The 23368-nt window shown below is 67.1% G+C and carries 21 protein-coding genes and 1 pseudogene; 10 read left to right on the forward strand and 12 right to left on the reverse strand.

Annotated elements, in window-relative coordinates:
- Positions 1-11 precede the first annotated feature (11 nt).
- Both DIE13_RS04210 and DIE13_RS04215 read left to right on the forward strand, forming a co-directional pair.
- Entirely contained in the window at positions 12-671 is a 660-nt protein-coding gene (locus DIE13_RS04210) for a helix-turn-helix domain-containing protein (protein ID WP_260435038.1), read from the forward strand.
- Positions 672-923: 252 nt separating this feature from the next.
- A complete protein-coding gene (locus tag DIE13_RS04215) occupies positions 924-1745 on the forward strand; it encodes a carbon-nitrogen hydrolase family protein (protein ID WP_124825956.1) in 822 nt (273 codons plus the stop codon).
- A 25-nt stretch (positions 1746-1770) separates the two neighbouring features.
- On the opposite strand, the gene DIE13_RS04220 is transcribed toward DIE13_RS04215, so the two are convergent.
- From DIE13_RS04220 to DIE13_RS04230, 3 genes are read right to left on the reverse strand one after another with little or no spacing between them, the layout of a single operon-like run.
- Entirely contained in the window at positions 1771-2082 is a 312-nt protein-coding gene (locus DIE13_RS04220) for a hypothetical protein (RefSeq protein ID WP_124825957.1), read from the reverse strand.
- Positions 2082-3443 carry an acyclic terpene utilization AtuA family protein gene (locus DIE13_RS04225; RefSeq protein ID WP_124825958.1) on the reverse strand — a complete coding sequence of 454 codons (1362 nt, stop codon included), beginning with the start codon at positions 3441-3443 and terminating at the stop codon, positions 2082-2084. The genes DIE13_RS04220 and DIE13_RS04225 overlap by 1 nt, the downstream gene beginning before the upstream one ends.
- A 38-nt stretch (positions 3444-3481) precedes the next feature.
- Positions 3482-4780 carry a CitMHS family transporter gene (locus DIE13_RS04230; RefSeq protein ID WP_124825959.1) on the reverse strand — a complete coding sequence of 433 codons (1299 nt, stop codon included), beginning with the start codon at positions 4778-4780 and terminating at the stop codon, positions 3482-3484.
- A gap of 97 nt (positions 4781-4877) precedes the next feature.
- On the opposite strand from DIE13_RS04230, the gene DIE13_RS04235 reads away from it, so the two are divergent.
- Positions 4878-5774 carry a LysR family transcriptional regulator gene (locus DIE13_RS04235; RefSeq protein ID WP_124825960.1) on the forward strand — a complete coding sequence of 299 codons (897 nt, stop codon included), beginning with the start codon at positions 4878-4880 and terminating at the stop codon, positions 5772-5774.
- A 40-nt stretch (positions 5775-5814) separates the two neighbouring features.
- Here DIE13_RS04235 and DIE13_RS04240 read toward each other — a convergent pair whose 3' ends face one another.
- The gene (locus DIE13_RS04240; RefSeq protein WP_124825961.1) at positions 5815-6408 is read right to left on the reverse strand and encodes a flavin reductase family protein; all 594 of its coding nucleotides are present in this window, start codon (positions 6406-6408) and stop codon (positions 5815-5817) included.
- Between the two features lie 118 nt (positions 6409-6526).
- Positions 6527-7321: a hypothetical protein gene (locus DIE13_RS04245; protein ID WP_390679185.1), complete on the reverse strand. Its 795-nt coding sequence runs from the start codon at positions 7319-7321 to the stop codon at positions 6527-6529.
- Between the two features lie 559 nt (positions 7322-7880).
- On the opposite strand from DIE13_RS04245, the gene DIE13_RS04255 reads away from it, so the two are divergent.
- A complete protein-coding gene (locus DIE13_RS04255) occupies positions 7881-9041 on the forward strand; it encodes a porin (RefSeq protein WP_124825962.1) in 1161 nt (386 codons plus the stop codon).
- Positions 9042-9427: 386 nt separating this feature from the next.
- Positions 9428-10654 carry a transglycosylase SLT domain-containing protein gene (locus DIE13_RS04260; protein WP_124825963.1) on the forward strand — a complete coding sequence of 409 codons (1227 nt, stop codon included), beginning with the start codon at positions 9428-9430 and terminating at the stop codon, positions 10652-10654.
- 198 nt (positions 10655-10852) lie between these two features.
- On the opposite strand, the gene DIE13_RS04265 is transcribed toward DIE13_RS04260, so the two are convergent.
- The gene (locus tag DIE13_RS04265) at positions 10853-11182 is read right to left on the reverse strand and encodes a hypothetical protein (RefSeq protein WP_124825964.1); all 330 of its coding nucleotides are present in this window, start codon (positions 11180-11182) and stop codon (positions 10853-10855) included.
- Positions 11183-11458: 276 nt separating this feature from the next.
- Positions 11459-12205, reverse strand: a complete 747-nt coding sequence (locus DIE13_RS04270) for a MipA/OmpV family protein (protein ID WP_124825965.1) — start codon at positions 12203-12205, stop codon at positions 11459-11461.
- 232 nt (positions 12206-12437) lie between these two features.
- Between DIE13_RS04270 and DIE13_RS04275 the strand changes: the two genes are divergently transcribed.
- The 3 genes from DIE13_RS04275 (at position 12438) to DIE13_RS04285 (ending at position 15860) form a co-directional block, all read left to right on the forward strand.
- The gene (locus DIE13_RS04275; protein WP_124825966.1) at positions 12438-13163 is read left to right on the forward strand and encodes a response regulator; all 726 of its coding nucleotides are present in this window, start codon (positions 12438-12440) and stop codon (positions 13161-13163) included.
- The gene (locus DIE13_RS04280) at positions 13164-14534 is read left to right on the forward strand and encodes an ATP-binding protein (RefSeq protein ID WP_124825967.1); all 1371 of its coding nucleotides are present in this window, start codon (positions 13164-13166) and stop codon (positions 14532-14534) included. It abuts the gene before it with no gap.
- A gap of 603 nt (positions 14535-15137) precedes the next feature.
- Positions 15138-15860 (forward strand): OmpA family protein, encoded by a 723-nt coding sequence (locus DIE13_RS04285; RefSeq protein ID WP_175751191.1) that lies wholly within the window; start codon positions 15138-15140, stop codon positions 15858-15860.
- A 10-nt stretch (positions 15861-15870) separates the two neighbouring features.
- Here the strand turns inward: DIE13_RS04285 and DIE13_RS04290 are convergent, their stop codons facing one another.
- The 5 genes from DIE13_RS04290 to DIE13_RS04310 form a co-directional block, all read right to left on the reverse strand.
- Entirely contained in the window at positions 15871-17121 is a 1251-nt protein-coding gene (locus DIE13_RS04290) for an MFS transporter (RefSeq protein ID WP_124825969.1), read from the reverse strand.
- A 34-nt stretch (positions 17122-17155) separates the two neighbouring features.
- Entirely contained in the window at positions 17156-18253 is a 1098-nt protein-coding gene (locus DIE13_RS04295; RefSeq protein ID WP_124825970.1) for a porin, read from the reverse strand.
- Positions 18254-18371: 118 nt separating this feature from the next.
- Complete coding sequence (locus DIE13_RS04300) at positions 18372-19313, reverse strand: VOC family protein (RefSeq protein ID WP_124825971.1); 942 nt, start codon at positions 19311-19313, stop codon at positions 18372-18374.
- An 11-nt stretch (positions 19314-19324) separates the two neighbouring features.
- Positions 19325-21115 (reverse strand): FAD-dependent monooxygenase, encoded by a 1791-nt coding sequence (locus tag DIE13_RS04305; protein WP_124825972.1) that lies wholly within the window; start codon positions 21113-21115, stop codon positions 19325-19327.
- Between the two features lie 42 nt (positions 21116-21157).
- Positions 21158-22009 carry a fumarylacetoacetate hydrolase family protein gene (locus tag DIE13_RS04310; protein ID WP_124825973.1) on the reverse strand — a complete coding sequence of 284 codons (852 nt, stop codon included), beginning with the start codon at positions 22007-22009 and terminating at the stop codon, positions 21158-21160.
- A 160-nt stretch (positions 22010-22169) separates the two neighbouring features.
- Between DIE13_RS04310 and DIE13_RS04315 the strand changes: the two genes are divergently transcribed.
- The gene (locus tag DIE13_RS04315) at positions 22170-22907 is read left to right on the forward strand and encodes a GntR family transcriptional regulator (RefSeq protein ID WP_199568725.1); all 738 of its coding nucleotides are present in this window, start codon (positions 22170-22172) and stop codon (positions 22905-22907) included.
- Positions 22908-23295: 388 nt separating this feature from the next.
- Positions 23296-23368: pseudogene (locus tag DIE13_RS04320) on the forward strand (hydrolase); the annotation flags it as partial.

A 23368-nucleotide genomic window follows, 5' to 3' on the forward strand; every position in this document is an offset into this window, starting at 1 on the left:
GGGTCGCGTTGATGTTCGGCGACGACCGCCCGCAGGTGTTCGCCGAATGTCCGTACGAAGGCGGGGGCCCCGACCCGCTCTTTCGCGGCTACGTGCAGGGGCTGTACCAGCTCGATCCGTTCTATATCGCGAACCGCGATGCCCCGAAAAGCGGCCTGTTCCGGCTGTCCGACGTCGCGCCCGAATGCTTTCGCGATACCGAGTACTACACGCTGTATTTCACGCACAACATCGTCGAAGACGAGGTGCAGTTCAACGTCGTGCTCGACGGCACGCGCACGCTGTGCCTGTCGCTGGGCAGCAAGCGGCGCTTCAGTCCCGAGCAGGTCGCACTGCTCGACCTGATCCGCCCGTGGGTCGCCGGCCTGATGCGTCAACGGCTCGCATTCGAACCGGAACCCGCCGAGCCCGCTGCGCCGCGCCGGGCCGGCAGCGCCGTGCGCGGCGGCTTCGAGCACGCGATGGCGCGGCTCGGCACGCCGCTCACCGCGCGCGAACTCGACGTGATCCGGCTGATCCTGAGCGGCCGCTCGAACAAGGAAGTCGCCAACAAGCTGGCGATCTCGGCGGAAACGGTCAAGGTGCACCGGCGCAACATCTATGCGAAGCTGGACATCAATTCGCAGTCGGAACTGTTCTCGTTGTTCCTGCACGCGCAGTCCCCCGCATGACGCACGGCCCGCGCCGCCCGGGCGTCAGCGCCGGCGCCAGCTCGGCCGCCGGCTTCATGTCAGGTCCGTCTTCGCACCCGCGATCAGCCGCCCGCTCCGGGAGCGGCGTTCGCAAATGCTGCGCAACCGGCGGCACCGCCACGAGATCAATACCCCGGACGGGTTAACGCGTCGGCGGGATGGGAAAACCGGCCGTTCAGCGCATACTCGGACATCCCGGCATCGATGCCGGTCCTTTCTGCGAAATCACTCATGAAACTGAAGCTCGACATCGTCCAGCTCGCCGGCCGCGACGGCGACACGCGCTACAACCTGCAACGCACGCTGGAAGCGATCGCGGCCTGCGCGCCCGGCACCGACATCGTGATGTTTCCGGAAGCGCAGCTCACCGGCTTTCTCGATCTATCGGAGCTCGAGCGCGTGGCCGAGCCGCTCGACGGCCCGAGCGTTGGCGCGGTGATCGCGGCCGCGCGGGCGCGCGACGTCGCGGTGGTGGTCGGGCTGATCGAGAACGACGGCGGGCGCTTTTACAACACAACCGTGTTCGTCACGCCGGACGGCATTGCGCTGCACTATCGCAAGACGCATCTGTGGGTGTCGGAACGCGGCGTCGTACTGCCCGGCGACCGCTACGCGACCGTCGAATGGCGCGGTGCGCGGATCGGCCTGCTGATCTGCTACGACAGCGAATTCCCGGAAAGCGGCCGCGCGCTCGCGGCACTCGACGCGCAGCTGATCCTCGTCACCGACGGCAACATGGAGCCGTACCGCCAGGTCCACCGCACGTCGGTCTCGGCGCGCGCGATGGAAAACCAGGTGTTCGCGGTCGTCGCGAACCGCGTCGGCGGCGGCACGCACGACGTCGTGTTCGCGGGCGGCAGCCTCGCGGCCGATCCGTTCGGGAACCTGATGTTCGAAGCCGGCAACGGCGAATCGCGCCACACGGTCGAACTCGATCTCGAGCAGGTCGCCGCGTCGCGCGCGCTCTACGACTATCGCGCCGACCAGCGCCTGCACATCGGCGGCAAGCGCATCGAGCACGCGGACGGCCGGCGTGAACTGCTGATTCCGTGAATGCAGGCACGGCCGCGCCGCATCGTCATACCGGAGCCGGCACGTCGATCGCCAGCAGCGCCGAACTGACCGACTTGCCGTGCGCATCGAGCGCGAGCGAACGCGTGACGCCGCCGCCGAGCGCATCGCGCAACACGAAATTGAATGCGGCGAGCGCCGGCAACTCATAGCGCACGACATCGCCATGCACGATGCCCGCGAGCCAAGTCTTCACGGCCTGTGCATCGAGATGCGCGCGCAGATGGTCGTAATCACGCGGATCGCGGCAGATGACCGACACGTTCAGCGTATTGCCCTTGTCGCCAGTGCGCGCATGCGCCAGTTCACGCAGTTGCATCACGCCTCCACGAATGAAAACGACGGCGTCACGGCCGCGCGCGGCAACAGCACCGACTGTACGGCGATCACTTCGCGCGTCGACTTGAACGCGCCGCCGCCGCCGGCCGGCCCGTTCGTATAAAGCGTCTCGACTTCGTTGCCGATCCGTGCGGCCTCCGCCGCATTCTCCGCGCGGCCGGCCACCCGTATGCGGACCTCGGCCGGCTCGCCGCGCACCGCAGGCGTCGCCGTGCCATACAGCGAATCGACGCCGATCAGGTCGAAACGCAATTCGGTCGCGGCCACGCCGGTCAGCGCGAGCCGTTCACGCACGATCTCGAGCGCGAGACGCGCGCGCGCCAGCGCACCGGGCCCGCCGTACGAGATCTGCCCTTCGCCGATATGACCGTCGACGTACGCGACCGATACCTTCAGCGTGTCGGTGCGCGCCGTGCCGCGCCCGCCCGCCACGCGCACGCGGTCGGTCGCGTCCTCCTCGACGGTTACCCGCGTGAAATCCGCGACCACGTCGGGCTGCAGGTAACGCGCCGGATCGTGAATCTCGTACAACAGCTGTTCCTTGCAGGTCGCCGCGCTCACGCGGCCGCCCGCATGCGGCACCTTCGTGATCGTGACCGAGCCGTCGGCTTCGACCTCGCCGATCGGAAACCCGAGGCGCGCGAGATTCGGCACGTCCTTGTAACCGGGGTCCGCGAAATAGCCGCCCGTCACCTGCCCCGCGCATTCGAGCAAATGACCGACGACCGTGGCCTGTCCGAGCGTGTCCCAGTCGTCCATTTGCCACCCGAACGCGTGGATCAGCGGCGCGACGAACAGCGACGGATCGGCGACGCGCCCGGTCAGCACGACGTCCGCGCCGGCCGCGAGCGCGTCGACGATCGGCGCCGCGCCGAGATACGCGTTCGCGGACACGATGCGCTCGCGATACGCGGCAACCTCTTCGCCCGACTCCTCGAAACGGAACGCGCCGCGCAGCACGACGTCGAGCACGTCGTCGCCCTCGACCGCCGCGACCTTCAGCCCCGCGAGGCCGAGCGACTGCGCGATCTGCGCGGCGCGCCGCGCCGCCGCGCGCGGATTGGCCGCGCCCATGTTCGACACGATGCGTACGCCCCTGGCCGCGGCCACCGGCAGCACGGCGCGCATGCGCGCGTCGAGCAGCGGGTCGTAACCGAGCGCCGGGTTCTTGCGGCGCGCCTGCTGCGCGATCGCGATCGTGCGCTCGGCCAGGCATTCGAAGACGAGATAGTCGAGCCGACCGTGTTCGGCCAGTTCGACCGCGGGCTCGATCCGGTCGCCCGAGTAGCCGGCGCCCGCGCCGATGCGCACGCACGGTTGATGTGAAGGCTTTGCTGTCATGTTCGTACCGTCGTCCGGCGCACGCGCGCCGGCAAAAATCAAAAGATGCCCAGCACGACGCACGCGATCGTCATCACGATCGAGGCGCCGAACAGCAGCGGGAACGTGAACTTCTGGTGCTCGGCCAGCTCGATCCCGCACAGGCCGACGACGAGGAACGTCGCGGGCGTCAGCGGGCTGACCGGGAACCCGGTCGTCATCTGGCCGAGCAGCGCGGCCTGCCCGACGTGCACGGCCGGCACACCGAGCTGGCCGGCCACTTCGGCGATCACCGGCAGCACGCCGAAGTAGAACGAGTCCGGGTCGAACAGCATGCTGAGCGGCATCGACACGAGGCCGAGCGCGACCGGAATGTGGCCGGCCATCGACGGCGGCACGAAGCCGACCGCCGCCTGCGCCATCGCCTTCAGCATGCCGCTGCCCTGCATGATCCCGGTAAACACGCCGGCCGCGAACAGGATGCCGGCCATCATCAGCGCGGCCCGGGCATGCGCGTCGATGCGCTTGCGCTGCATGTCGACGTCCGGGTAGTTCACCATCAGCGCGACGCACAGCCCGACCATGAACATGATCGCCGGCGGAATCTTCTCGCCCATCACGACCATCGTGCCGAGCACGACGAGCGTCAGCACCAGGTTGAACCAGAACAGGTGCGGGCGGCGCAGCGCCTGCTCGTCGGGCGTCAGCTCGCGTTTCGGCAGCGGAATCGACGCGTCGTTGCGCGACAGGCCGAGCCGCTTCTCCTCGCGCCGCCCGAGCCAGTACGCGACGCCGAACACGAACGCGAGCCCGATCGCCTGCACCGGAATCAGCGGATTGAACAGCGCCGACACCGGCAGGTGCAGCGACGCCGAGGCGCGGATCATCGGCCCCGTCCACGGCAGGAAGTTGATCCCCGCGGCCATCGACACGGCCGCGGCCAGCACGCGGCGGTCCAGCTTCAGCCGGTCGTATAGCGGCAGCACCGCCGGAATCGTCACGAGAAAGCAGACGGCGCCCGAGCCGTCGAGGTGAATCAGCAGCGCGAGCAGCGTCGTCCCCATCACGATGCGCGTGGGCCGCGTGCCGACCGCGCGCAGGATGCGGTCGATGATCGGGTCCAGCATGCCGGCGTCGGTGATCGTCCCGAAATAAAGGATCGCGAACACGAACATCCCGACGACCGGCGCGAGACTCTTCAGCCCGTCGATCACGAACTTGCTCGTATGCAGCCCGAACCCGCCGATGAGCGACGCCGCGATCGGCACGACGATCAGCGCGACGAGCGGCGACATGCGTTTGGACAGAATCGCGGCCAGCAGCACGACGATCGTGCCCAGCCCGAGTAACGGCAGCATCGGTGTCTCCTACCTTGTCTTTTGTTGGAGACGAGCGTAAGGTCGGCGCAGCGATAGCACAATTGAAATGATTTGATCGCAGCAATCACGAATCGTTATGGATCTGAACCTTCGCGACATCCGCGCCTTCGTCACCGTCGCGCACGCCGGCAACTTCACGCGCGCGGCCGCGCGGCTGCATTTGTCGCAGCCGGCGCTGACCGTGCAGATCAGGCGGCTCGAGGAAATCGTCGGCGCGCGGCTGTTCGACCGCAACAGCCGCAGCGTCGCGCTCACGCAGACCGGGCGCGAACTGTTGCCGCTGCTGCAACGCTCGCTCGACGACATGGAGCGCGTGCTGCGCGATGCGCGCGCGCTCGGCGAAGGCGCGAGCGGCACGGTGCGGCTCGCCTGTCTGCCGACGTTCGCGTCGAGCCTGCTGCCGGAGCTGATCCAGTCGTTCCGGCGCGACGTGCCGCGCGCGGGCTTCGAGATCCGCGACGGTGTAGCGAGCCTCGTTACCGCGCTGGTGCGCAACGAGGAAGCCGATCTCGGGTTGACCGGCGGCGATGCGTTCGATGCGTCGCTCGACGTACTGTATGCGGGCGCCGACCAGCTCGTCGCCGTGTGCCCGAAGGATCATCCGCTCGCGCGCAAGCGGCGCGTGCGCACCGCCGACGTCGCCGCCGTGCCGCTCGTGCTGACCGCGCAGGGCACGAGCGTGCGCAGCGTCGTCGATGCCGCGCTGGACACGGCCGGCTGCACGCCCGACATCGCGTGCGAGCCGACCTACATGATGACCGCCGTCGCGATGGTGCGCGGCGGCCTCGGCGTGACGATCCTGCCGGCGACCGCGCGCGAAGTGCGGGCCGAACCCGACCTCGTCGTGAAGCCGATCGACGACCCGGCGTTCGTGCGACCGATCGCGCTCGTCGCAAAGCGCGGGCGCACGCTGCCGCGCGTCGCGCAGGCGTTCGCGGAAGTCATGCTGGCGGAATTGGAAAAGCGCGCGTGAGCCGCGCGCTTCGGATGACGGAACGGTACCGCCGCAGCGCCTACTGCGGATCAGTCCGGTCCGGATCGACGTGCATCGATTCGCCGATCGCATAGAAGTTGCCGCCCGCGATGTAGTGCAGGCTGCGCAATGCCGGATCGGCCGATTCGAAGTACCAGTGGCCGTCGCGGAACACGCGCGTGTCCGACCACGCCCCCACCACTTCGCCGATGAACAGGTCGTAGGCCTGCTGGTTGTGCGGCTCCGGAATCAGCTTGCACGCGAGCCAGCCCGAGCAGCCGGTAACGAACGGCAGGTCGTGGCCTTCGACGTCGAACAACGTGACGCCCGCTTCACGCAGCTTGTCGGGCCGCTCGGCAAGGCTGTGACTGCCGACCGCATGCGTGAGCTTCAGTTGCGCGGCCGTCGGCACCTGGATCGCGAACGTGCCGCTGCGCTCGACGAGCTCGCGCGTCTTCGCGGACTTGTCGAGCACGACGGTGAGCTTCGGCGGCAGGAAATCGAGCGCGCATGCCCACGCGGCGGCCATCACGTTGTCGACGCCGTCGTGGCGGGCCGACACGAGCACGGTCGGGCCGTGATTGAGGAGACGATAGGCTTTCTTCAGCTCCACCGGAGCGATATGACTGTCCATACGAATTTCCTGGAAAGCGGCGCGAAGAAACGGCGCGGGGCGCGCCGGTCGAAGGCCGCATTCTCGCATTCAATGCCGGTCTTCGCTGGCCGTGCGCGCGGGCGCGGGCCGCGCACCGTCAGCGCCGCCCAGCCGCCCAGTCGATCGCCGCATCGAACAACGCGATGCCGGCCGGCGACAGGTTCGCGAACGTGTCGTTATCGAGGAAAAACATCACGCGGCGCGCCGGCGCGAGCGCTTCATAGTCCATCGTCGCGTCCTCCCCGTACGCGAAGATCGCGGCCTTGTCCGGCTGCCCGTACACGGTCGCGATCGTGATCGCGCCGAGCCCCGGCTTGCCCCGGCTCATCGGCGCCTGCTTGCCATACACGTTGGCCGCGCCCGCCGGCAGGCCGGCCGAGACCGGATGCGGCGCGTTGACGAGCCACAGATAGCGTTCCTTGCCCGTTTCGCCGAAATCGACGTCGTGGCGCTTGCCCGTCATCGCGAGATCGTCGAGCAGGTCGTTCTCCCACGTGACGAGCGGCTTGTCGAGCGTGCGCCAGCCGGGCCGCACGTTCGTCGACGATATCGTCGACGAGATCATGACGAGGTCGGCATCGCGTGCCGCGTCGGGCGTCGCGCTCTCGTCGATCAGGCGCACCGCGTAACCGCGCTCGCCGAGATGCTGGCCGATCCGTTCGTCGACCGTCAGGTTCGGTCCGCGCAACTGCACGAGCATCGCGACGCGCGTGACGGCCGGCGCTGCAACGGCGGTATCGGCGGCGAAGGCCGGGACGCTTGCCGACAGGGACAGGCCCGCGCACGGCGCGAGCGCAACGCGCGACGCCGCGTGCCGGCGGCCACGACGCGCACGGCGCCGGTCTTCATGTTCCGGTTCATCAGGTTCTTCTCCGAAGCCACGCGCCGTGATGCGCGACGCGCGGCGATTGCGTGAATCGCCCGCTCAGAACTGCAGCGTGGCCAGCAACGACACCTGCCGCGCATTGCCGACCGCGACGAAATAGCGGTTCACGCTCGACGGGTAGTACGTGCGGTTGAACAGGTTCTTCACGTTCAGCTGGAACGACAGTTTCCGCTTGCCGAGCCGCGTGTCGTACGTCGCGAACGCCCTCGCCCACGCTGGCGTGTCTCGCGCGACGCGCGCGATAACATGCCAGCCCCGTATCGCGCGATTCGATTCATTAAATAATCAATTGATCAATCGACGACGAATGTGCCGCCTCCGAAATTCGGCCGAAAATCGCGCTGAATTATTACGAATCCGGCAATACGCCAATCCCGCAACCTCAAATACCAAATCGATTAATGCGCATTTATCAATAATACTAATCCCTCAATGCACACTTCCGAAGAATACATTTGTCTGATTTAGATAACATCGGAGAATTTCGTTTTTATCGTTCGCGTGCGGCTCTGTAGTCTCCTGCCATTCCGGTTTACCGATGCAAATCAATACGCAAGGAGATGAAATGAAACGCACGACCCTCTCGATGCTTTCGATCGCGTCGTTCGCGGCAATGCCCGCCGCGCATGCACAAACGAGCGTCACGCTGTACGGCGTGGTCGACACGTCGATCACGTACGTGAATCATGCGCAGGGCAAGGACAGCGCGTGGATGCTGGGCAACAGCAGCGCGGGCAACCTCGCCGGCAGCCGCTGGGGCGTGAAAGGCACCGAAGATCTCGGCGGCGGGCTGAAGGCGCTGTTCCAGCTCGAAAACGGCTTCGACCCGAGCAACGGCCGCCTGGGCCAGAACGGCCGACTGTTCGGCCGGCAGGCGTTCGTCGGCCTGACAAGCGACCGTTACGGCACGCTCACGTTCGGCCGCCAGTACGATCCGCTCGTCGACCTCGTGCAGGGCATCACCGCCGACAACTATCTCGGCAGCGTGTTCGCGACGCCGGGCGACGTCGACAACTACGACAACAGCTTCCGCGTCGACAACGCCGTGAAGTACACGTCCGCCGTGTATTCGGGCCTGCAGTTCTCGGCGATGTATTCGTTCGGCGGAATCGCCGGCAGCACCGGCGCCGCACAGTCGTATTCGGCCGCCGTGTCGTACAACAACGGGCCGTTCAGCGTCGCGGGCGGCTACTTCCACGCGACCAACAGCCCCGCATCGAACACGATCCGCGACGGCTGGAGCAGCTCGTCGGACGGTACGTTCGACGGCCCGATCAACAGCGGCTATGCGAGCGCGCACTCGATCGGCATCGCGCGGATCGCGGGCCAGTACGTCGCCGGCCCGTTCACGTTCGGTCTCGGCTACAGCAACGCGCAATACCGCCGCGACGCGAGCGCCGCGTTCAACTCGAACGAGCACTACAACACCGGGCAAGGCTTCGTGAACTACCAGGCGACGAATGCGCTGCTCGTGGGCGTCGGCTACAGCTACACGCGCTCGGGCGGCGACACGTCGGCTACCTATCACCAGGTGTCGGCCGGCGCGGACTACAACCTGTCGAAGCGCACCGACGTGTACCTGACCGCCGCGTACCAGCACGCGAGCGGCCGCACCAGCGACGGCAACGGCGGGTCGATGGCCGCTCAGGCGTCGATCGGGTCGTACGGCTATGCGGGCACGAGTTCGCAGACCCTCGTCAACCTCGGGCTGCGTCACCGCTTCTGATCGACGGCGGCCGGCTGCGCACTGCACGGCCGGCCGGCACCCGATCGACCGACACGGCGGCTTCGGCCGCCGTCGTCGCTTGCGGCCCGCGTATCGACAGGCCCTCGGCTGTCGATGCGCGTCGTCCATGGCTGGGTTGACGGCAAAACTGACGCGAGGCGTCATCTTCGTGACGACCATCGCGTGGAGCAACTTGCGCCCGACAAGACGTCCTTTTTACCGATTGCACCGGGTCGCACCGATGCCGGCAGCGCTGAAAACACGCGCCAGATGGCCGTCAAATGCAAAGGAAAGTTTGATGCGAGCCATTTGTCTGCTCGCTATGGCACACTTCGCGTCTGCGTAATTTCCTTGCACCGGGCGGCCGGATTCCGCCCCATCCTGCCATGCCGCGTCAGACTGCCCGTTCGATCAGCCACGCCACGCCGAAGATCGCCGCGACGATCGCGATGTCGTGCGCGCTGCACGGCATCGCGCGCGCCGACTGCCTCGACGACGCGGCCACGTTCCAGCACGTGAGCGTGAGCCTGCTGCGCGGCATCGCGCAGGTCGAATCGGGGATGAATCCGAACGCCGTCAACACCAACACGAACGGCACCGTCGACATCGGCCTGATGCAGATCAACAGCACGTGGCTGCCGACCCTCGCGCGCGAGGGCATCACGCAGCAGAGCCTGTTCGATGCGTGCACCAATGCGTATGTCGGCGCATGGATCCTGTCGCAGAATATTCGCCAGCTCGGTGCGAACTGGAACGCGATCGGCGCGTACAACGCTGCTTCTCCCGACAAGCGCCTCGCGTATGCGCGCAAGGTCTATGATGCAATCCGGACCATGCCGGATTCGCCGGATACTCCCATGCCCATCCTTCCACCGTCCTTTACGCCGCCGCAACAGGTGCAGCCGTACAACCCGTTCGCGAGCCTGAGCGTGTCGGCACCGGCGGTCACGCGGCCGCGCATGCTCGCGCCGGCCGCCCCGCCGCCGCAGCAGCAAGGCGGGCCAGCCGGCCCGGCCGGCACGTACAACTTCGGCTGGACCGTCACGGGCGCCGACCAGGCCAAGCCGACCCAGGTGTTCGACGACGGATCGCGGATCTACGTGCAGTTCAGCGACATGAAACACGTGCCGGCGATCTTCACCGAAACGTCGTCGGGCCGCGTACTGATGTCGTGGGAGCTGCAATTCCCGTATGCCGTTTTGACGCGTCCCGCGCAAACGTTAATCTTCCAGCTCGGGCCGTTCGAGGCGCGCGCGCAGCGCGGCGGAGCCGGGTCGGCCGGGGCCGGTGCGGCCATGCAGGCAGGTACGGCAACGCCGCAGCCGGGCGCGGCGACGACCACGGCTGCCACGCCGCCCGCGTCGAAACACGCTGCCAGTGCCGCGGCCAAGCGCGCCGCGTCGTCCGATGCGCTCTGGTATATCGACACGGCATCGACGTCGGGTTCGACAGCGACCGCGAGCACGGCGAATCCCCCGCCGGCATCGACGCCGGCGACGTGGCCCACCGCGGTGACGTCGAGCGCGCCACCGCCCGTTGCAACGCCTGCCGCGACGCCGAAAGCGCCGGCCGCACGCGTCAGTACCGACGCACTCTGGTATATCTCGAAGTAACGTGCGCAACCGGCATGCGTCATGCAGGCGCGGATTACCGGACGATCGCCGTCGCGCCGTCCAGGTCCGGTTCGGCGATGACGCTCAATTCGCCTGCGTCGGCTAGAGTTCCGGCGCGTTCATGTCGTCGCCCCGCTACCGCACGGCTGTGCCGGCCGGCGCCGCCGACAATTCCGGCCATGACGGCCGAGCCATCCGTCACCCGCGCCGCACCCAGATCACCTTCCCGTCGCGAATGCCCAGATCGCGGCGTTCCTGTCGATAGTCCATCGTGCCGGGCAACGACTTGCCGTCGCGCTCGAGCACGCGCCACAGGCAACCGTCGAGCAGCGCGGCCGCATCGGCCTCGGTCTTGCCGATCAGCGCGTCGTCCGGCGCGGCATCCGCCTTGCACGCATGCGCGGCGCCCGGCTGTCCGGCGTTTGCGCCTGCGCCGTTCGTATCGGCATGGGTCGTGTTCATGTTCGCACATCCTGCAAATGTTGCGCTCGCAACGAGTGCAACGATCATCGCGATCGTGTTCTTCATCGATTCTTCTCCGTGTCGCGGCCCGGTGGCGTTTGTGCGGCAAGCGTGCGCGGCCGGATCTTGCATGCGTGACCGGTTCCGCACACCGCAGGCCGTTTCTCGATGGATGCCGGCAAAGCGGCGTGCGGCGCTGCGGCCCGGGCGAGCCGATTCGGCGCACCGGGCTCGCCTGCATGTTACCGCACGCGATTCGCAGCGACGGCGCGAAGCCGACACATCGCACGTGACCGGCCCGCGCGCATCCGTGCCCGCGGTGCAACGATCCAGGCAACCGGTTCAGAACTTGTACGTCGCGCCGGCCATGCCGTAGTAGTTGCTGCGCGACTGGACGATCGGGCTGTCGCCGTAGCGGCCGAGCAGTCGCGTCGCGCCGCCGGTCGCGAGTACTGACCAGTGCCGCGACACTTCCCGGTTCCACGCAACCGACATCGTGGCGCTGTCGATCCCGCCGCTTGTCGAATATGGCCTGAACCGGCTCGCCATCGACTGCGCATCGGTCACGCCGTAGAACGTCTGCGTATAGCGTCCGGTGCCGGCATGCACGCTGCCCGTCACGATGATCTGGTGCTGCGCGGTCTTCAACACCGGCACCGCGAGATCGACGTGCCCCGACACCCCGCGCGACGTGTGCGTCACGGGCGTGTCGACCGTCACGCTCAGTTCGGCCGCGTTGAACAGCGTCACGCCCGCCCGCGCGCCGACGAGCACCGAACCCGGAATCCGGCCCATCCCCTTCAGGTAGTCCGAACCCGGCAGGTCGAAGCGGTTCTCGTCCGCGCGGCCCGGATCGTAATTCACCGCCGCCGACACGAACACGCCGTGCGGCAGGTCCAGCCGGTAGCCGGCGCCCGACGCGGTGTCGATGAAGAAGCCGTTGCCGAACCTCGCCGAAAACGCCGGTGCAACGACGCCGCGATACTGGTTGCTCCCCGGGTAGCGCGGCGCGGCTCCGCCGCCGAGCGAGAGCGAATACTGGTTTTCAGCGTGGGCGGCGGCGGCAAGGGTCAGGCCGGCCAGCGGCATGCAATAGCGGTAGCGTCGAAGGGGCGGGCGCACAATATTCAGATGAAAGTGACGGAGCCCGAAGTCTAGGTGCCGCCGTGCGCCCGAACTGTCCGGAATCTGCGGGGAATCTGTGCTCAATTGTGTCGGATTGTTCGCGATTGTCGTGTCGCGGCCCCGGGTGCCGGAGCGCCGGATAGAATTCGCGTGCCGCGACCCGGGTGTGGGACAACGCGTGCGTTTCGAAGAGACCATGAACGACAATCCGCTCAAATACCGTGTGCTGCTGATCGAGGACGACGACCGTCTTGCGCAACTCGTGCGCGAATACCTCGACGGCTATGAATTCTCGGTGACGGTCGTGCGGCGCGGCGACCTGGCCGTCGCCGCCGTGCGCGAGCACCAGCCGGCGCTGGTGATACTCGACCTGATGCTGCCGAATCTCGACGGGATGGAAGTGTGCCGGCGCATTCGCGCGTTCACCAACGTTCCGGTACTGATCCTCACCGCGCGCGCGGACGTCTACGACCAGGTCGCGGGCCTCGAAACCGGCGCCGACGACTACGTGACGAAGCCGATCGAGCCGCGCGTGCTGGTTGCGCGCGCCCGCGCGCTGCTGCGCCGCGCGCAGCAGCCCGTCGCCGACACCCCGGCCGCCGCGCCCGAAGCGCTCGTGTTCGGCGAACTGACGATCTCGCCGCCGAACCGCACGGTCACGTGGCGCGGCGAACCCATCGACCTGAAGACGGCCGAATTCAACCTGCTGCTGATCCTCGCGCGTGCGGCCGGCACCGTGCTGAGCCGCGACGACATCCTGAAGCAGCTGCGCGGGATCGAATTCGACGGGCTCGACCGCTCGGTCGACTCGGGCATCTCGAAGCTGCGCCGCCGCTTCGAGGATGCATCGTCGGAACCGCACAAGATCAAGACGATCTGGGGACGCGGCTACCTGTTCAGCCCTTCCGCGTGGGACGAATGAATGCTGCGCCCGTTGATCAGGCTGTACCTCATCGTGATCCTGTGCGTCGCCGCATCGATAGCGTTCATTCAGATCTCGTTCGACCGGATTTTCTACGAACGCGCGGCGCAGGCGCAGCGCGACTCCCTGACGACCTACGCGTTCGTGCTGAACGATTATCTGGAACGCCATCCCGGTGCGCAGCGGATGCTCGCGCTGCGCGAACTCGCGAAGCACGGCACGGAAGGATTCGACTTCATGACGATGGCCGACGCGCGTGCCCAACTGAGCGGCACGCCGCTGCGCGACCTCGATGGCGGCAGGATCACGATCAGCTACGACGGCAAGGATTACTACATGCCGCTCGCGGACGGCTCCGTGCTGCACGCGCGCCCGATCCAGCCGTTCGATCTCGACATCAAGATCTATGCGTACCTGCTGCTCGCGCTCGCCGCGCTGCTGGCGGTCGTGCTGTGGATTTCATATCACTGGCGCGATCTGCGCAAGCTGCAGGAGGCCGCACGCGCGTTCGGCGCGGGCCACCTGTCCACGCGCGTGAAGCTGTCGGGCCGGTCGAACATCTACGAGCTGTCGCAGCAGTTCAACGACATGGCCGAGCGCATCGAGGCATCGATCAAGCAACAGCGCGAGATGATGCACGGGATCTCGCACGAGCTGAAGACGCCGCTCGCGCGCCTCGAATTCGGGCTCGCGCTGCTTGCCGAGACGGACGAGGACGGCCGCACGCGCGAGCGCCGCGACGAGCTGCGACGCGACGTGCGCGAGCTCGACGATCTCGTCACCGAGCTGCTCACGATCGGACGGCTGGAACAAGGCGCGAGCGAACTCGCGCCGATGGAAGTCGTCGTCGATGCACTGATCGACAGCGTCGCCGGCAACGTCGCGAACGATGTCGCCGATCGTGGCCTCGTGCTCGACGTGTCGACCGCGGGCACGCCTGCCGCCCACGTATGCGATCCGAAGCTCGTCGCACGCGCGCTGCTGAACCTGATCCGCAACGGCGCACGCTATGCGTCGCACACGGTGCGGCTGTCCGCGGCGAGCGATGCGTCCGGTGCGCTGATCCTGAGCGTCGACGACGATGGCCCCGGCATTCCGGTCGCCGATCGCGCACGCGTGTTCGAACCGTTCCAGCGACTCGATTCGAGCCGCGACCGTCAAACGGGCGGGTTCGGTCTCGGCCTCGCGATCGTGCGGCGCGTCGCGCTTGTGCATGGCGGCGACGTGCGGCTCGAGGACTCGTCGCTGGGTGGCGCGCGCTTCGTGATCACGCTGCCGGCGCGGACCTTGCCTGCGTTCCTGGGTGACGCGCCGCCGTCCCGCGCGGCACATACGCGCCAACGCCCGTCGTCACGGCCCGATGCCGGATAGCACCGCCCACCTCGCACCGGTCCGATACCGGTTCTCGATACGTCGTATCGATCTACTGGCGGCTTCGCCGCATGCGGCCAGCCGGCGCACCCGGTACGGCCCCCGGCGAAAAGATCAGACGATATCCGGATTTCAACCAGGCGAGTCGGCCGCGCGGGCAGCAGCGGCCCGCATCTAGCCGTGATGCATCGCACGATCGATCGGATTCGAGGAGATCGCTCAGTACTCCAGCACACTTATCCTGAATTCGGTTGAGCCATGTCGCACCTGAACCGCTGCATTAGCTCCCGCGATTTCGTCAGACTCGATGCACGCGCAACCGTCCTGACGATTGATTTCGCAGCGATGCGCGATGCGCCGGCACCTGCCCGGCATGCGCGAGCCATTACATATCGTTACCCCGCCGAACGCATCGACAGCCGCTACCCGCACCGCACGCCTTGGTTAGGGCGGCGAATGTACCCGTCTGCCACCCCTGCCGTCTGCGAGGTTTGCTTACACACCGCAAAGGCTTTTCATGATCCAACCCGCTAGCCTTGGATCACCCCTCGTACCCGCATTGGCATGCGACCCGTTCAACCTTCGATACGCCGGACGCTCATCATGAAACAGCCCGCTCTCCACCCCGCCGCCGGCAACCGCCGACGCATCGCCACCGCCGCCGCGGCCTGCGGCGTGCTTGCCGCCGCCTGGTTCGGCAACATCGCGCCTGCTTCCGCGCAGGTCATGGTGCTGGCGCCGCCGGCGCCGGTCTATGAAGCCGCGCCGGCGCCGCGCGTCGGCTATGCGTGGGAACGCGGCTACTGGGCCTGGCAATACGGCCGCTACGTATGGGTGCCCGGCCACTGGACCGAAGTCGAACGGCGCGTGGTGGTCGCACCGCCGACCCCGCCCGTCGCGCAGGTGATGCGTGTGTCGGCCGACGCGCTGTTCGCCTTCGATCGCGGCGACCTCGCCGACATACTGCCCGGCGGTCGCGCGGACATCCGCGACATCGCGGCAAAGCTGAGTGCATCGCGCTTCGCCCGCATCGAAGTGCGCGGCTATACGGACCGGCTCGGTTCGGCTTCGTACAACCTGCAATTGTCGCAGCGTCGCGCGAACGCGGTGAAGGCGCTGCTGGTGCAGCACGGCATCCCCGCCGATCGGATCGACGCGCGCGGGCTCGGCGAGCAGGATCCGATCACGCACTGCAGCGACAACCAGTCGCACGACAGTCTCGTTGCGTGCCTGCAGCCCGATCGCCGCGTCGAGATCGTGACCTTCGCACGCACGGATGACCGCTACGGCCCGCCGCAGCGGCCATATCAGCCATACCGGCAGTAACGGCCGACGCTCACGATTCCGCCAGCGCGACCGTACGTGCGAGTCGCGCCGGCGCGGTTTCCTTCAGCGACAGCGCGACGATCAGGCCGAGCACCAGCGCTCCCATGCCGAGTTGCATGATGTACTGGATGCCGAAATGCTTCGCGACGTAGCCTGCAACCGACGGTGCGATACCGCCGCCGAAGATCTCGCCGACGCCGATCACGAGCCCGGACGCGGTGGTCATCAACTGCGCGGGCACGGCTTCCGCGCTGATCGGGCCGACCGTCAGCGTGATCATTGCGAACACGAAGAAGATCGTCGCCAGCAGCCCCGCGAACAGCGCGACCGGATCGGCGCCGGTGAGCGAGAACGCCCATAACGACACGAACGCGCCGATCACCGACAGCACCATCACGGGACGGCGTCCGATCCGGTCGGACAGCGCGGGCATCGCGATCCCGCCGAGCGTGCCGCCGATACCGGTCGCGGACAGCACGAAGCCCATTTGCTGCAGACCGAGATGCAGATAGTCGGTCAGGTAGTTCGGCAGCAGCGCGCTCAGCACGATCAGGCAGGTCAGCCAGCACAACATCCCGACGAAACAGAGCGGCACGTTCCGGTAGCGCAGCACGTCGCGCCACCGATGGCTGCCTGCGTCGCCCGCGTCCGTATGCGCGGCCGCGCGCTCGGCGCTGGTGTCGCGCAGCACCTTCCACGTCAGCATGCAGACGATGAGCCCTGGCAGCGCGACCATCGCGAAAATCCAGTGCCACGGCACGATGCGCATCAACTGCGTGACGACGATCGGCGCGATGCCGAGCCCGAGCAGCGGCAGCGCCGCCTGCTGGATGCCGACATTGCGGCCATGCCGAACCGGATCCGACGCTTCGAGCGTCGCGGTGATGCTCGACGGCGTGTACGCCCCTTCGGCGAACCCCATCACCGCGCGAATCGCCATCAGGCTGCCGACGCCCCATGCGAGCCCGCTCGCGCAGGCCAGCAGCGAGAAGGCGAGCATCGCCGGAATGATGACCTTGCGATGACCGAAGCGATCGGACAGGTTGCCTGTCACGAGCGCGGATACGCCCCATGCGACCGACAACGCCGCCGTGATATGGCCGAGATCCTGGTAGTCGAGATTCAGGTCCCGCATCATCACGGGAAAGAGCGGCATGATCATGAAACGGTCGACGCCGACGAGCCCGAATCCGAGCGCGAGCAGCGCGACGATCTTCCATTCGTACGAGGTGTCCCGACCGGACACGCGTGCGTTGTTCATCTGGTTTCTCCACGAGGTGCGCATAGCTGCGCGGTCAGAACACGGTGTGCATGCCGATGCGTGCAATCGCCTGGGTAGTGCCGGACGACGCGCCGTCCGGGTCCAGCACGCCGTTGATCTGCGCCTGGGCGCTGCAGTTCGCGCGCTGCCACGCGCCGCTCGCGTAGACCATCGTCCGCTTCGATAACTGATACTGAACGGTTGCCGTGATCTGATGCGCATGGTTGTCGTCGAGCGTCGCATTGCCCTTCATGTACATGTAGTCCGCACCCAGCGTCATCGCGTTCGTGAGCTTCCACGTGCCGCCCAGCTCGCTCATCCACGCAGCACCGCCCGACGCCGCGTTGCGCACCGTCGTGAACAGCGCGCTCAGGTTGAGCGCGCCGAACCCGTAGCGCAGGCCGGCGCCCCAGTTGCGCACGCTGGTCGCGGCCGAGCCCGCTTGCGCGCCGTATTTCTCGTTCGTATAGGCGGCTGCCGCGCCGAACGCTCCGATCGAATAGTCCGCGCCGACGCTCACCGTGTTGTTCGCGCCGATGCTACCGGGCACACCGCCGACGCCGTACAACGCGCCGACCTTGATTCCGCCGATCACCGGACTCACATACTTCACCGCATTCGCGACGCGCTGGCTGCCGGCCATCCTGTCCCAGTCGAATGCGCCGGTCGGATTGCCCGGTAACGCGAGTTTCTGGAACGGGCCGTTACGCAGGTTGTACAGACCGCCCACGTCGCGCGCCGCATCGACGCCGCCGAAGAACAGCGTATCGGCCATGAACTCGTACTGGTTGCCGAGCGTGATCGTGCCGTAGCGGTCGTTCTGCATACCGACGAATGCGGTGCGCGCGAACAGCCCGTCGCCGATCGTCGCGCCGGAGCCGATCGCGATCTGGCTGACGAGCTGGAAAATTACGTGTGTGCCGCCGCCGATGTCCTCGCTGCCGCGCAGCCCGACGAGGCTCGGCGTGAAAATGCCGTCGTCGAATTTGACGACGCCGTGACCGCCTTCATTGCTGACGTAGCTCACGCCTGCATCGAGCAAACCGAACAGCGTGACGCTGCTCTGCGCGTTCGCCGCGCAGGCATGCCCGAGCGCCAGCAGCCCGATTGCACAGGTCTTTTTGCCGACCATCCTGATCTCCAATTATGATTTGTTGTACTGATTGATGTGACGAAAAAAAGCCCGGAACGCCGGACCGACCAGTCCGGCGAAAGGCGCGCCGGCCCGTGCCGGCGGCATCCGGCGATGGTCAGGCGGCTTCGGTGTTCTCGAAGAAGTAGTCCGGCACGTCCGGCCCCCAGAGATACAGCGAATCCTCCGGCGGGTGGTCGCCGCCCGGCCACTCGGCGCCCGCACCGACATAGTCGATGTCGGCCGAGTATTCCCAGAACGAGCCCCACGGATCGCGCACGTACTGGAAGTAGTTCGAGCCCAGCACGTGACGCCCGACGCCCCAGCCTTCCACGTAACCGGCCCGCTGCATCTGCATCTTGCCGAGCCCGACGTCGTCGACGGTCGGCACGTCCCAAGCGCTGTGGTGCCAGCCCTTCGCGCTGCCCTGCGCGAACGCGACCAGATGATGGTCGCTGCCATGACGCGCATGCAGGAACGCGACGATGCCCGCGGCGCCATCGGACAACGACAGCCCCAGTGCCTGCTCGTAGAACGCGATCGCACGGCCAATGTCCGGCGTGAACATCAGCACGTGCGACAGTCGTGCCGGATGCACGACCGGCGCGTCGCCGCGAAACAGCGCGCCGCGCTGCGGCCGGATACCGGCCGCGCGCTGCGCCGCCGGCTTGCATCCCGGCGTCGTCTTCGCACCCGCCTGCAGTTGCATCAGGTTGCCGTCGGTGTCCTCGAACCAGAAGCCGTCGTCCGGCGAGCGCCCATCGGGCGGCGTCGCCGCATGCCCCCCCGCATCGAGAATCTGCGCGCGCAGCGGCTCGAAATCGTCGGCGAAGCAGTTCAGCGACAGATACGCAAGCCGCTTGCGCGGACCCTCGCGCAGCGTCGCCCATACGTGGCCGCCGGCTTGCGTACGCAGCCGCAATTCCTGCCCGCTCGCCTCGACGTCGAAACCGAACGCCGTCACGAAGCAACGGGCGTCCGCGAGGCTCGGCACGTCGAGCGCGAAATGGTCGATGCTATGGACGCCGAACGGAGCCCGCTTCCTTGTCGCAGTCGTCATTCCGACCTCCGTTATGCTTCGGCCAGTGCGGCCGCGTCGACATTCGCGCGCGCCTGCGGCACGCTACCGAGAATCCGCGCAAGCACGCGCCGCAGCGCGCCGGCCGGGTCGTCCGCCATCGCTTCCGAACGCCACGCGACGAAACGGTCCGGCCGCACCAGCACGCAGCCGTGGTCCTCGATCTCGCGCTGTCGCGCCCAGTCGCCGTACACGTCGAAGGTCGACGTGCCCTGCTCGATCGCCACCGCGCGGATCTCGATACCGAATTCGTCGCCGACCTGCTTCGCAGCATCGAGCCACGCGCGTCCGCCGGCCCCGGTCAACACCGTGAACGCGCCGTTCCCGACGAGGTCGAGCGTCGACACCTGTGCGCCGTCGTGCTGGATCCACGCGTGCGGAATCGATGCACCCGGCGTCGTCGTAGGATGATAGTAAAGCTCCGGGTCGCGCGACGGGATCGGGAATGTCGCGCCATCGCGCACGATTGCGGACGACGTGTAGTGCTGCCCGAGCTCGACGCCGTGGCAGTTGAACTGGTAGTTCTGCAGTTCGACCGCATCGGCGAGCGCCTTGCGGCGCTTGCGGCCTGCGCCGTCCTCGGCGAACAGCCCGTCGAGCGACGCCCAGCCCTCTTCCACGCTCTGCCCTCCGGAAAAGCCGAGCGCCTTCGCGATCGGTAGCATCTCGCCGACCGATTTGATCGCACGGTTGACGACCGTCTCGGCAACCGGTTGCCGTTCGTCCGAATAGGTCTGCAGCAACGCGGGCGATGCCTGCCCCTTCACGATCATCGCGAGCTTCCACGCGAGGTTGAACGCGTCCTGCACCGACGTGTTCGAGCCGAGCCCGTTCGCCGGCGGATGTCGGTGCGCAGCGTCGCCCGCAATCGCGACGCGCCCCTTCACCATGTTGCGCGCGACCATCCGGTTGATCGTCCATTTCGACACGGCCTTCACGCGAATCGGAATGTCGGGGTCGCCGATCGTCGCGCGCGCCCGCGCGATCACCGCGTCATGGCTCAGGTCGGGCTCGCCGTCCTTCGGGTTGTACATGAACAGCAGCACCCACTCGTTCCACGGCCGCACGCAGATGTACGTGCCGCTGCCGACCCAGTAGTCGCTGCCCGGCTGGCTCATCCAGTACAGCACGCCCGGGCGGTGCGCGGTGTATTTCTCGAGATCGACTTCGAGCCAGCAGTTCACCGCGCAACCGAGCCCCATTTCGCCGTCCAGCTCGAAGCCCAGCTGCTTGACCACGATGCTCTGCGCGCCATCGGCGCCGATCGCGTAGTCGGAGATCACTTCGATCTCCTCGCGCGTGACGACGTCGACGAGCCGCGAAATCACCGCGTCCTCCGTCTGACGAATCGACACGAGCTCGGTGTTGAACAGGATGCGCGCGCCGTATTCGCGGGCCGCACCGAGAATCACCGGTTCGAGCAGGTGCTGCGGCGCATTGCACATCTGCGACGGGCTCGCCGCCTCGTAGTCGGCCTTGCGCCGCGTGCCGGTGCCCCAGGTCTGCAGCCGTGCGATCTCGCGATCGGCGAAGCTCGTCGCCCACACGTTGTTCGTCATCAGCTCGTTCGGCGTAGCCAGCGCGCGCACGCGCTCCTCGATGCCCAGGTCGCGGAACACCTCGACCGTGCGCTGGTTCGTGATGTGCGCGCGCGGCGAATGCGCGGTGCCCGGATAGCGCGTGATCGCCAGCACGTCGACGCCGTATTTCGCGAGCAACGCCGCGCTCGTCAGCCCGGCCGGCCCCGCGCCGACCACCAGTACCGGAACTCGAATCTGTCTCATGTCTTCCTCAGTCTCTTGATGGGTCCGTTCGGCAGCCGGCGTTCACTGCGCCGCGTCTTCGTCGCGCACCGGGTTGCGCAGAATGCCGAGTCCTTCGATCTCGACCTCGCACACGTCGCCGTCGCGCATGATCAGCTTCGGTTCGCGCGCCCAGCCGATGCCCGCCGGCGTGCCGCTGACGATCACGTCGCCCGCCTCCAGCGTGATCGCCTCGCTGACGATCGCGATCAGCGTCGCGACGTCGAACAGCATGTCGCTGGTGTTCGCCGACTGCACGACCTTGCCGTTCAGCCGCGTTTGCAGTTGCAGTCCGGCACCGCCGGCCGGCATCTCGTCGGCGGTGACGAGCGCGGGCCCGAACGCACCGGTGCCGTCAAAGTTCTTGCCGACGGTCCATTGCGGCGCCTTGAACTGGTACTCGCGCACCGACCCGTCGTTGAACACCGAGTAGCCGGCCACGCAGTCGAGCGCGCGTGCCTTCGGCACGTGACGGCCGCCGCTCTTCAGCACGACGGCCAGCTCGCCTTCGAAGTCGAGCGAATCGGACACACGCGGCCGGATCATCGGCGCGCCGTGCCCGATCAGGCTCGTCGTGAAGCGCGGGAACAGGGTCGGATAGGAAGGCTGGTCGTACGGGCTTTCCTTCGTGTGGTCGGCGTAGTTCAGGCCGACGCAGATGATCTTGCCGGGCCGCGCGAGCGGCGGCAGCCACGTCACTTCGTCGACGTGAAAGATCGGGCCGGCCGACGCGTGGCGCTCGGCGAAGTCGACCAGATCGATACCGCTCGCGAGCAATTGCTCGAGCGTGGTGTCGCCGAGCGACGCGATGCTCGAGCCCCGCTGCACGCCGAGCATCCGCTTGCGGCCATCGGCCGAAAAGTTCACGTAACGCATGACATCTCCAGTTCAAGGGGGTCGTGGCCGGGCTGGCCACGATTTAGATATAAATTTAGAAAATATATATATTTTAGTCTTTTCATGTTTACCCTAGGGTGTGCATATATCCCCACGTTCTGCATATAATTTGGCCATCAGGAGGGAAACATTCGTGGACATGACGTTTGACGACGCTGCGGCCGGCGGCTCCCGGACCATGGCATCGGTACTGGCCGACACCATTCTTCGGGACATCGTGTCGGGTGCGCTCGCGCCCGGCTCCAAGCTGAAGATCCGGGAACTGGCCGACCGCTACCAGGCCGGCGTGATCCCGCTGCGCGAGGCCGTGTCGCGGCTCGCGATGAGCGGTTTCGTCGACGCGGAAGACCAGCGCGGCTTTCGCGTCACGCCCGTCTCGCGCGCGGATCTCGAGGACATCACGTCCGTGCGGCAATGCATCGAATCCGAAGCGCTGCGCGATGCGATCGACAGCGGCAACCTCGAATGGGAAGCATCGGTGCTCGCCGCGTTCCACCTGGTGAACAGCCTGCCGACCGTCGTCGACGAACCGCCGCGGATGAACCCGGACTGGGAACGCGCGCACGACCATTTCCACGCGACGCTGCTGGCCGGCTGCCGCTCGAAATGGCTCAAGCATTTCGCCGCGACGCTGCGCACCCAGACGGCCCGCTACCGCCATCAGTCGCTGCGCAGCCAGCACGCGGGCGAGCGGGACGTCGGCCGCGAACACGAGGAAATCGTCAAGGCCGTGCTCGCACGCGACGCCGATCGCGCCTGTGAACTGCTGCGCCGGCATTTCGCCGTCACCGCCCAGCTCGTGCTCGAAGACACCACGCCCGCCGACGGTGCGCCGCCGGCCATGCGCATCGCCGGCAAGACGCGCGCGCGACGCTAAGTCGCGCGTTCCGTTCGCCGCCCCTCTTCACCGCCCGATCCGCACCGCCGGATCGGGTCGCGTCGCCTTCACACCCATCAGTGATCCTAAACATGCTGCCCATGTTAGCCGCATGTCCACCCTGTTGCGCGCGCATTCCGTTCGATGAACGAGAACACTATGTTCTGTCCGTGCGCGCTACGCACCGCCCCCTGAATCGCATAAGCTGACGACACTCGCCGATACCCGAATCCGGCGAATCAGCAGGCGCGGGCCGTGTCGATGTCGCCGTTGAACCTCGCGACTCGGTTGTCGCGGCACCGCACCGCAGCAGAATCGCATCGCGTCCGCACGACGGGGCGGCGCGATCGTGATCCCCAGCCTCCCCCCATCTGATCTGGAGAGAACCATGGCAAGCGAACCGATTCGCGACCCCGCGAACGACCACCTGCTCACCCCGCAGAACGCGGCGTTCATCGTCA

The sequence above is a fragment of the Burkholderia sp. Bp9016 genome, assembly GCF_003857765.1.
Classification (GTDB): domain Bacteria; phylum Pseudomonadota; class Gammaproteobacteria; order Burkholderiales; family Burkholderiaceae; genus Burkholderia.

Excerpts from the sequence above, each read along its gene's own strand:
- DIE13_RS04210 (WP_260435038.1), top strand. The coding sequence starts at position 12 with ATGTTCGGCGACGACCGCCCGCAGGTGTTCGCCGAATGTCCGTACGAA.
- DIE13_RS04215 (WP_124825956.1), top strand. The coding sequence starts at position 924 with ATGAAACTGAAGCTCGACATCGTCCAGCTCGCCGGCCGCGACGGCGAC.
- DIE13_RS04220 (WP_124825957.1), bottom strand. The coding sequence starts at position 2,082 with ATGCAACTGCGTGAACTGGCGCATGCGCGCACTGGCGACAAGGGCAAT.
- DIE13_RS04225 (WP_124825958.1), bottom strand. The coding sequence starts at position 3,443 with ATGACAGCAAAGCCTTCACATCAACCGTGCGTGCGCATCGGCGCGGGC.
- DIE13_RS04230 (WP_124825959.1), bottom strand. The coding sequence starts at position 4,780 with ATGCTGCCGTTACTCGGGCTGGGCACGATCGTCGTGCTGCTGGCCGCG.
- DIE13_RS04235 (WP_124825960.1), top strand. The coding sequence starts at position 4,878 with ATGGATCTGAACCTTCGCGACATCCGCGCCTTCGTCACCGTCGCGCAC.
- DIE13_RS04240 (WP_124825961.1), bottom strand. The coding sequence starts at position 6,408 with ATGGACAGTCATATCGCTCCGGTGGAGCTGAAGAAAGCCTATCGTCTC.
- DIE13_RS04255 (WP_124825962.1), top strand. The coding sequence starts at position 7,881 with ATGAAACGCACGACCCTCTCGATGCTTTCGATCGCGTCGTTCGCGGCA.
- DIE13_RS04260 (WP_124825963.1), top strand. The coding sequence starts at position 9,428 with ATGCCGCGTCAGACTGCCCGTTCGATCAGCCACGCCACGCCGAAGATC.
- DIE13_RS04265 (WP_124825964.1), bottom strand. The coding sequence starts at position 11,182 with ATGAAGAACACGATCGCGATGATCGTTGCACTCGTTGCGAGCGCAACA.
- DIE13_RS04270 (WP_124825965.1), bottom strand. The coding sequence starts at position 12,205 with ATGCCGCTGGCCGGCCTGACCCTTGCCGCCGCCGCCCACGCTGAAAAC.
- DIE13_RS04275 (WP_124825966.1), top strand. The coding sequence starts at position 12,438 with ATGAACGACAATCCGCTCAAATACCGTGTGCTGCTGATCGAGGACGAC.
- DIE13_RS04280 (WP_124825967.1), top strand. The coding sequence starts at position 13,164 with ATGCTGCGCCCGTTGATCAGGCTGTACCTCATCGTGATCCTGTGCGTC.
- DIE13_RS04285 (WP_175751191.1), top strand. The coding sequence starts at position 15,138 with ATGAAACAGCCCGCTCTCCACCCCGCCGCCGGCAACCGCCGACGCATC.
- DIE13_RS04290 (WP_124825969.1), bottom strand. The coding sequence starts at position 17,121 with ATGAACAACGCACGCGTGTCCGGTCGGGACACCTCGTACGAATGGAAG.
- DIE13_RS04295 (WP_124825970.1), bottom strand. The coding sequence starts at position 18,253 with ATGGTCGGCAAAAAGACCTGTGCAATCGGGCTGCTGGCGCTCGGGCAT.
- DIE13_RS04300 (WP_124825971.1), bottom strand. The coding sequence starts at position 19,313 with ATGACGACTGCGACAAGGAAGCGGGCTCCGTTCGGCGTCCATAGCATC.
- DIE13_RS04305 (WP_124825972.1), bottom strand. The coding sequence starts at position 21,115 with ATGAGACAGATTCGAGTTCCGGTACTGGTGGTCGGCGCGGGGCCGGCC.
- DIE13_RS04310 (WP_124825973.1), bottom strand. The coding sequence starts at position 22,009 with ATGCGTTACGTGAACTTTTCGGCCGATGGCCGCAAGCGGATGCTCGGC.
- DIE13_RS04315 (WP_199568725.1), top strand. The coding sequence starts at position 22,170 with ATGACGTTTGACGACGCTGCGGCCGGCGGCTCCCGGACCATGGCATCG.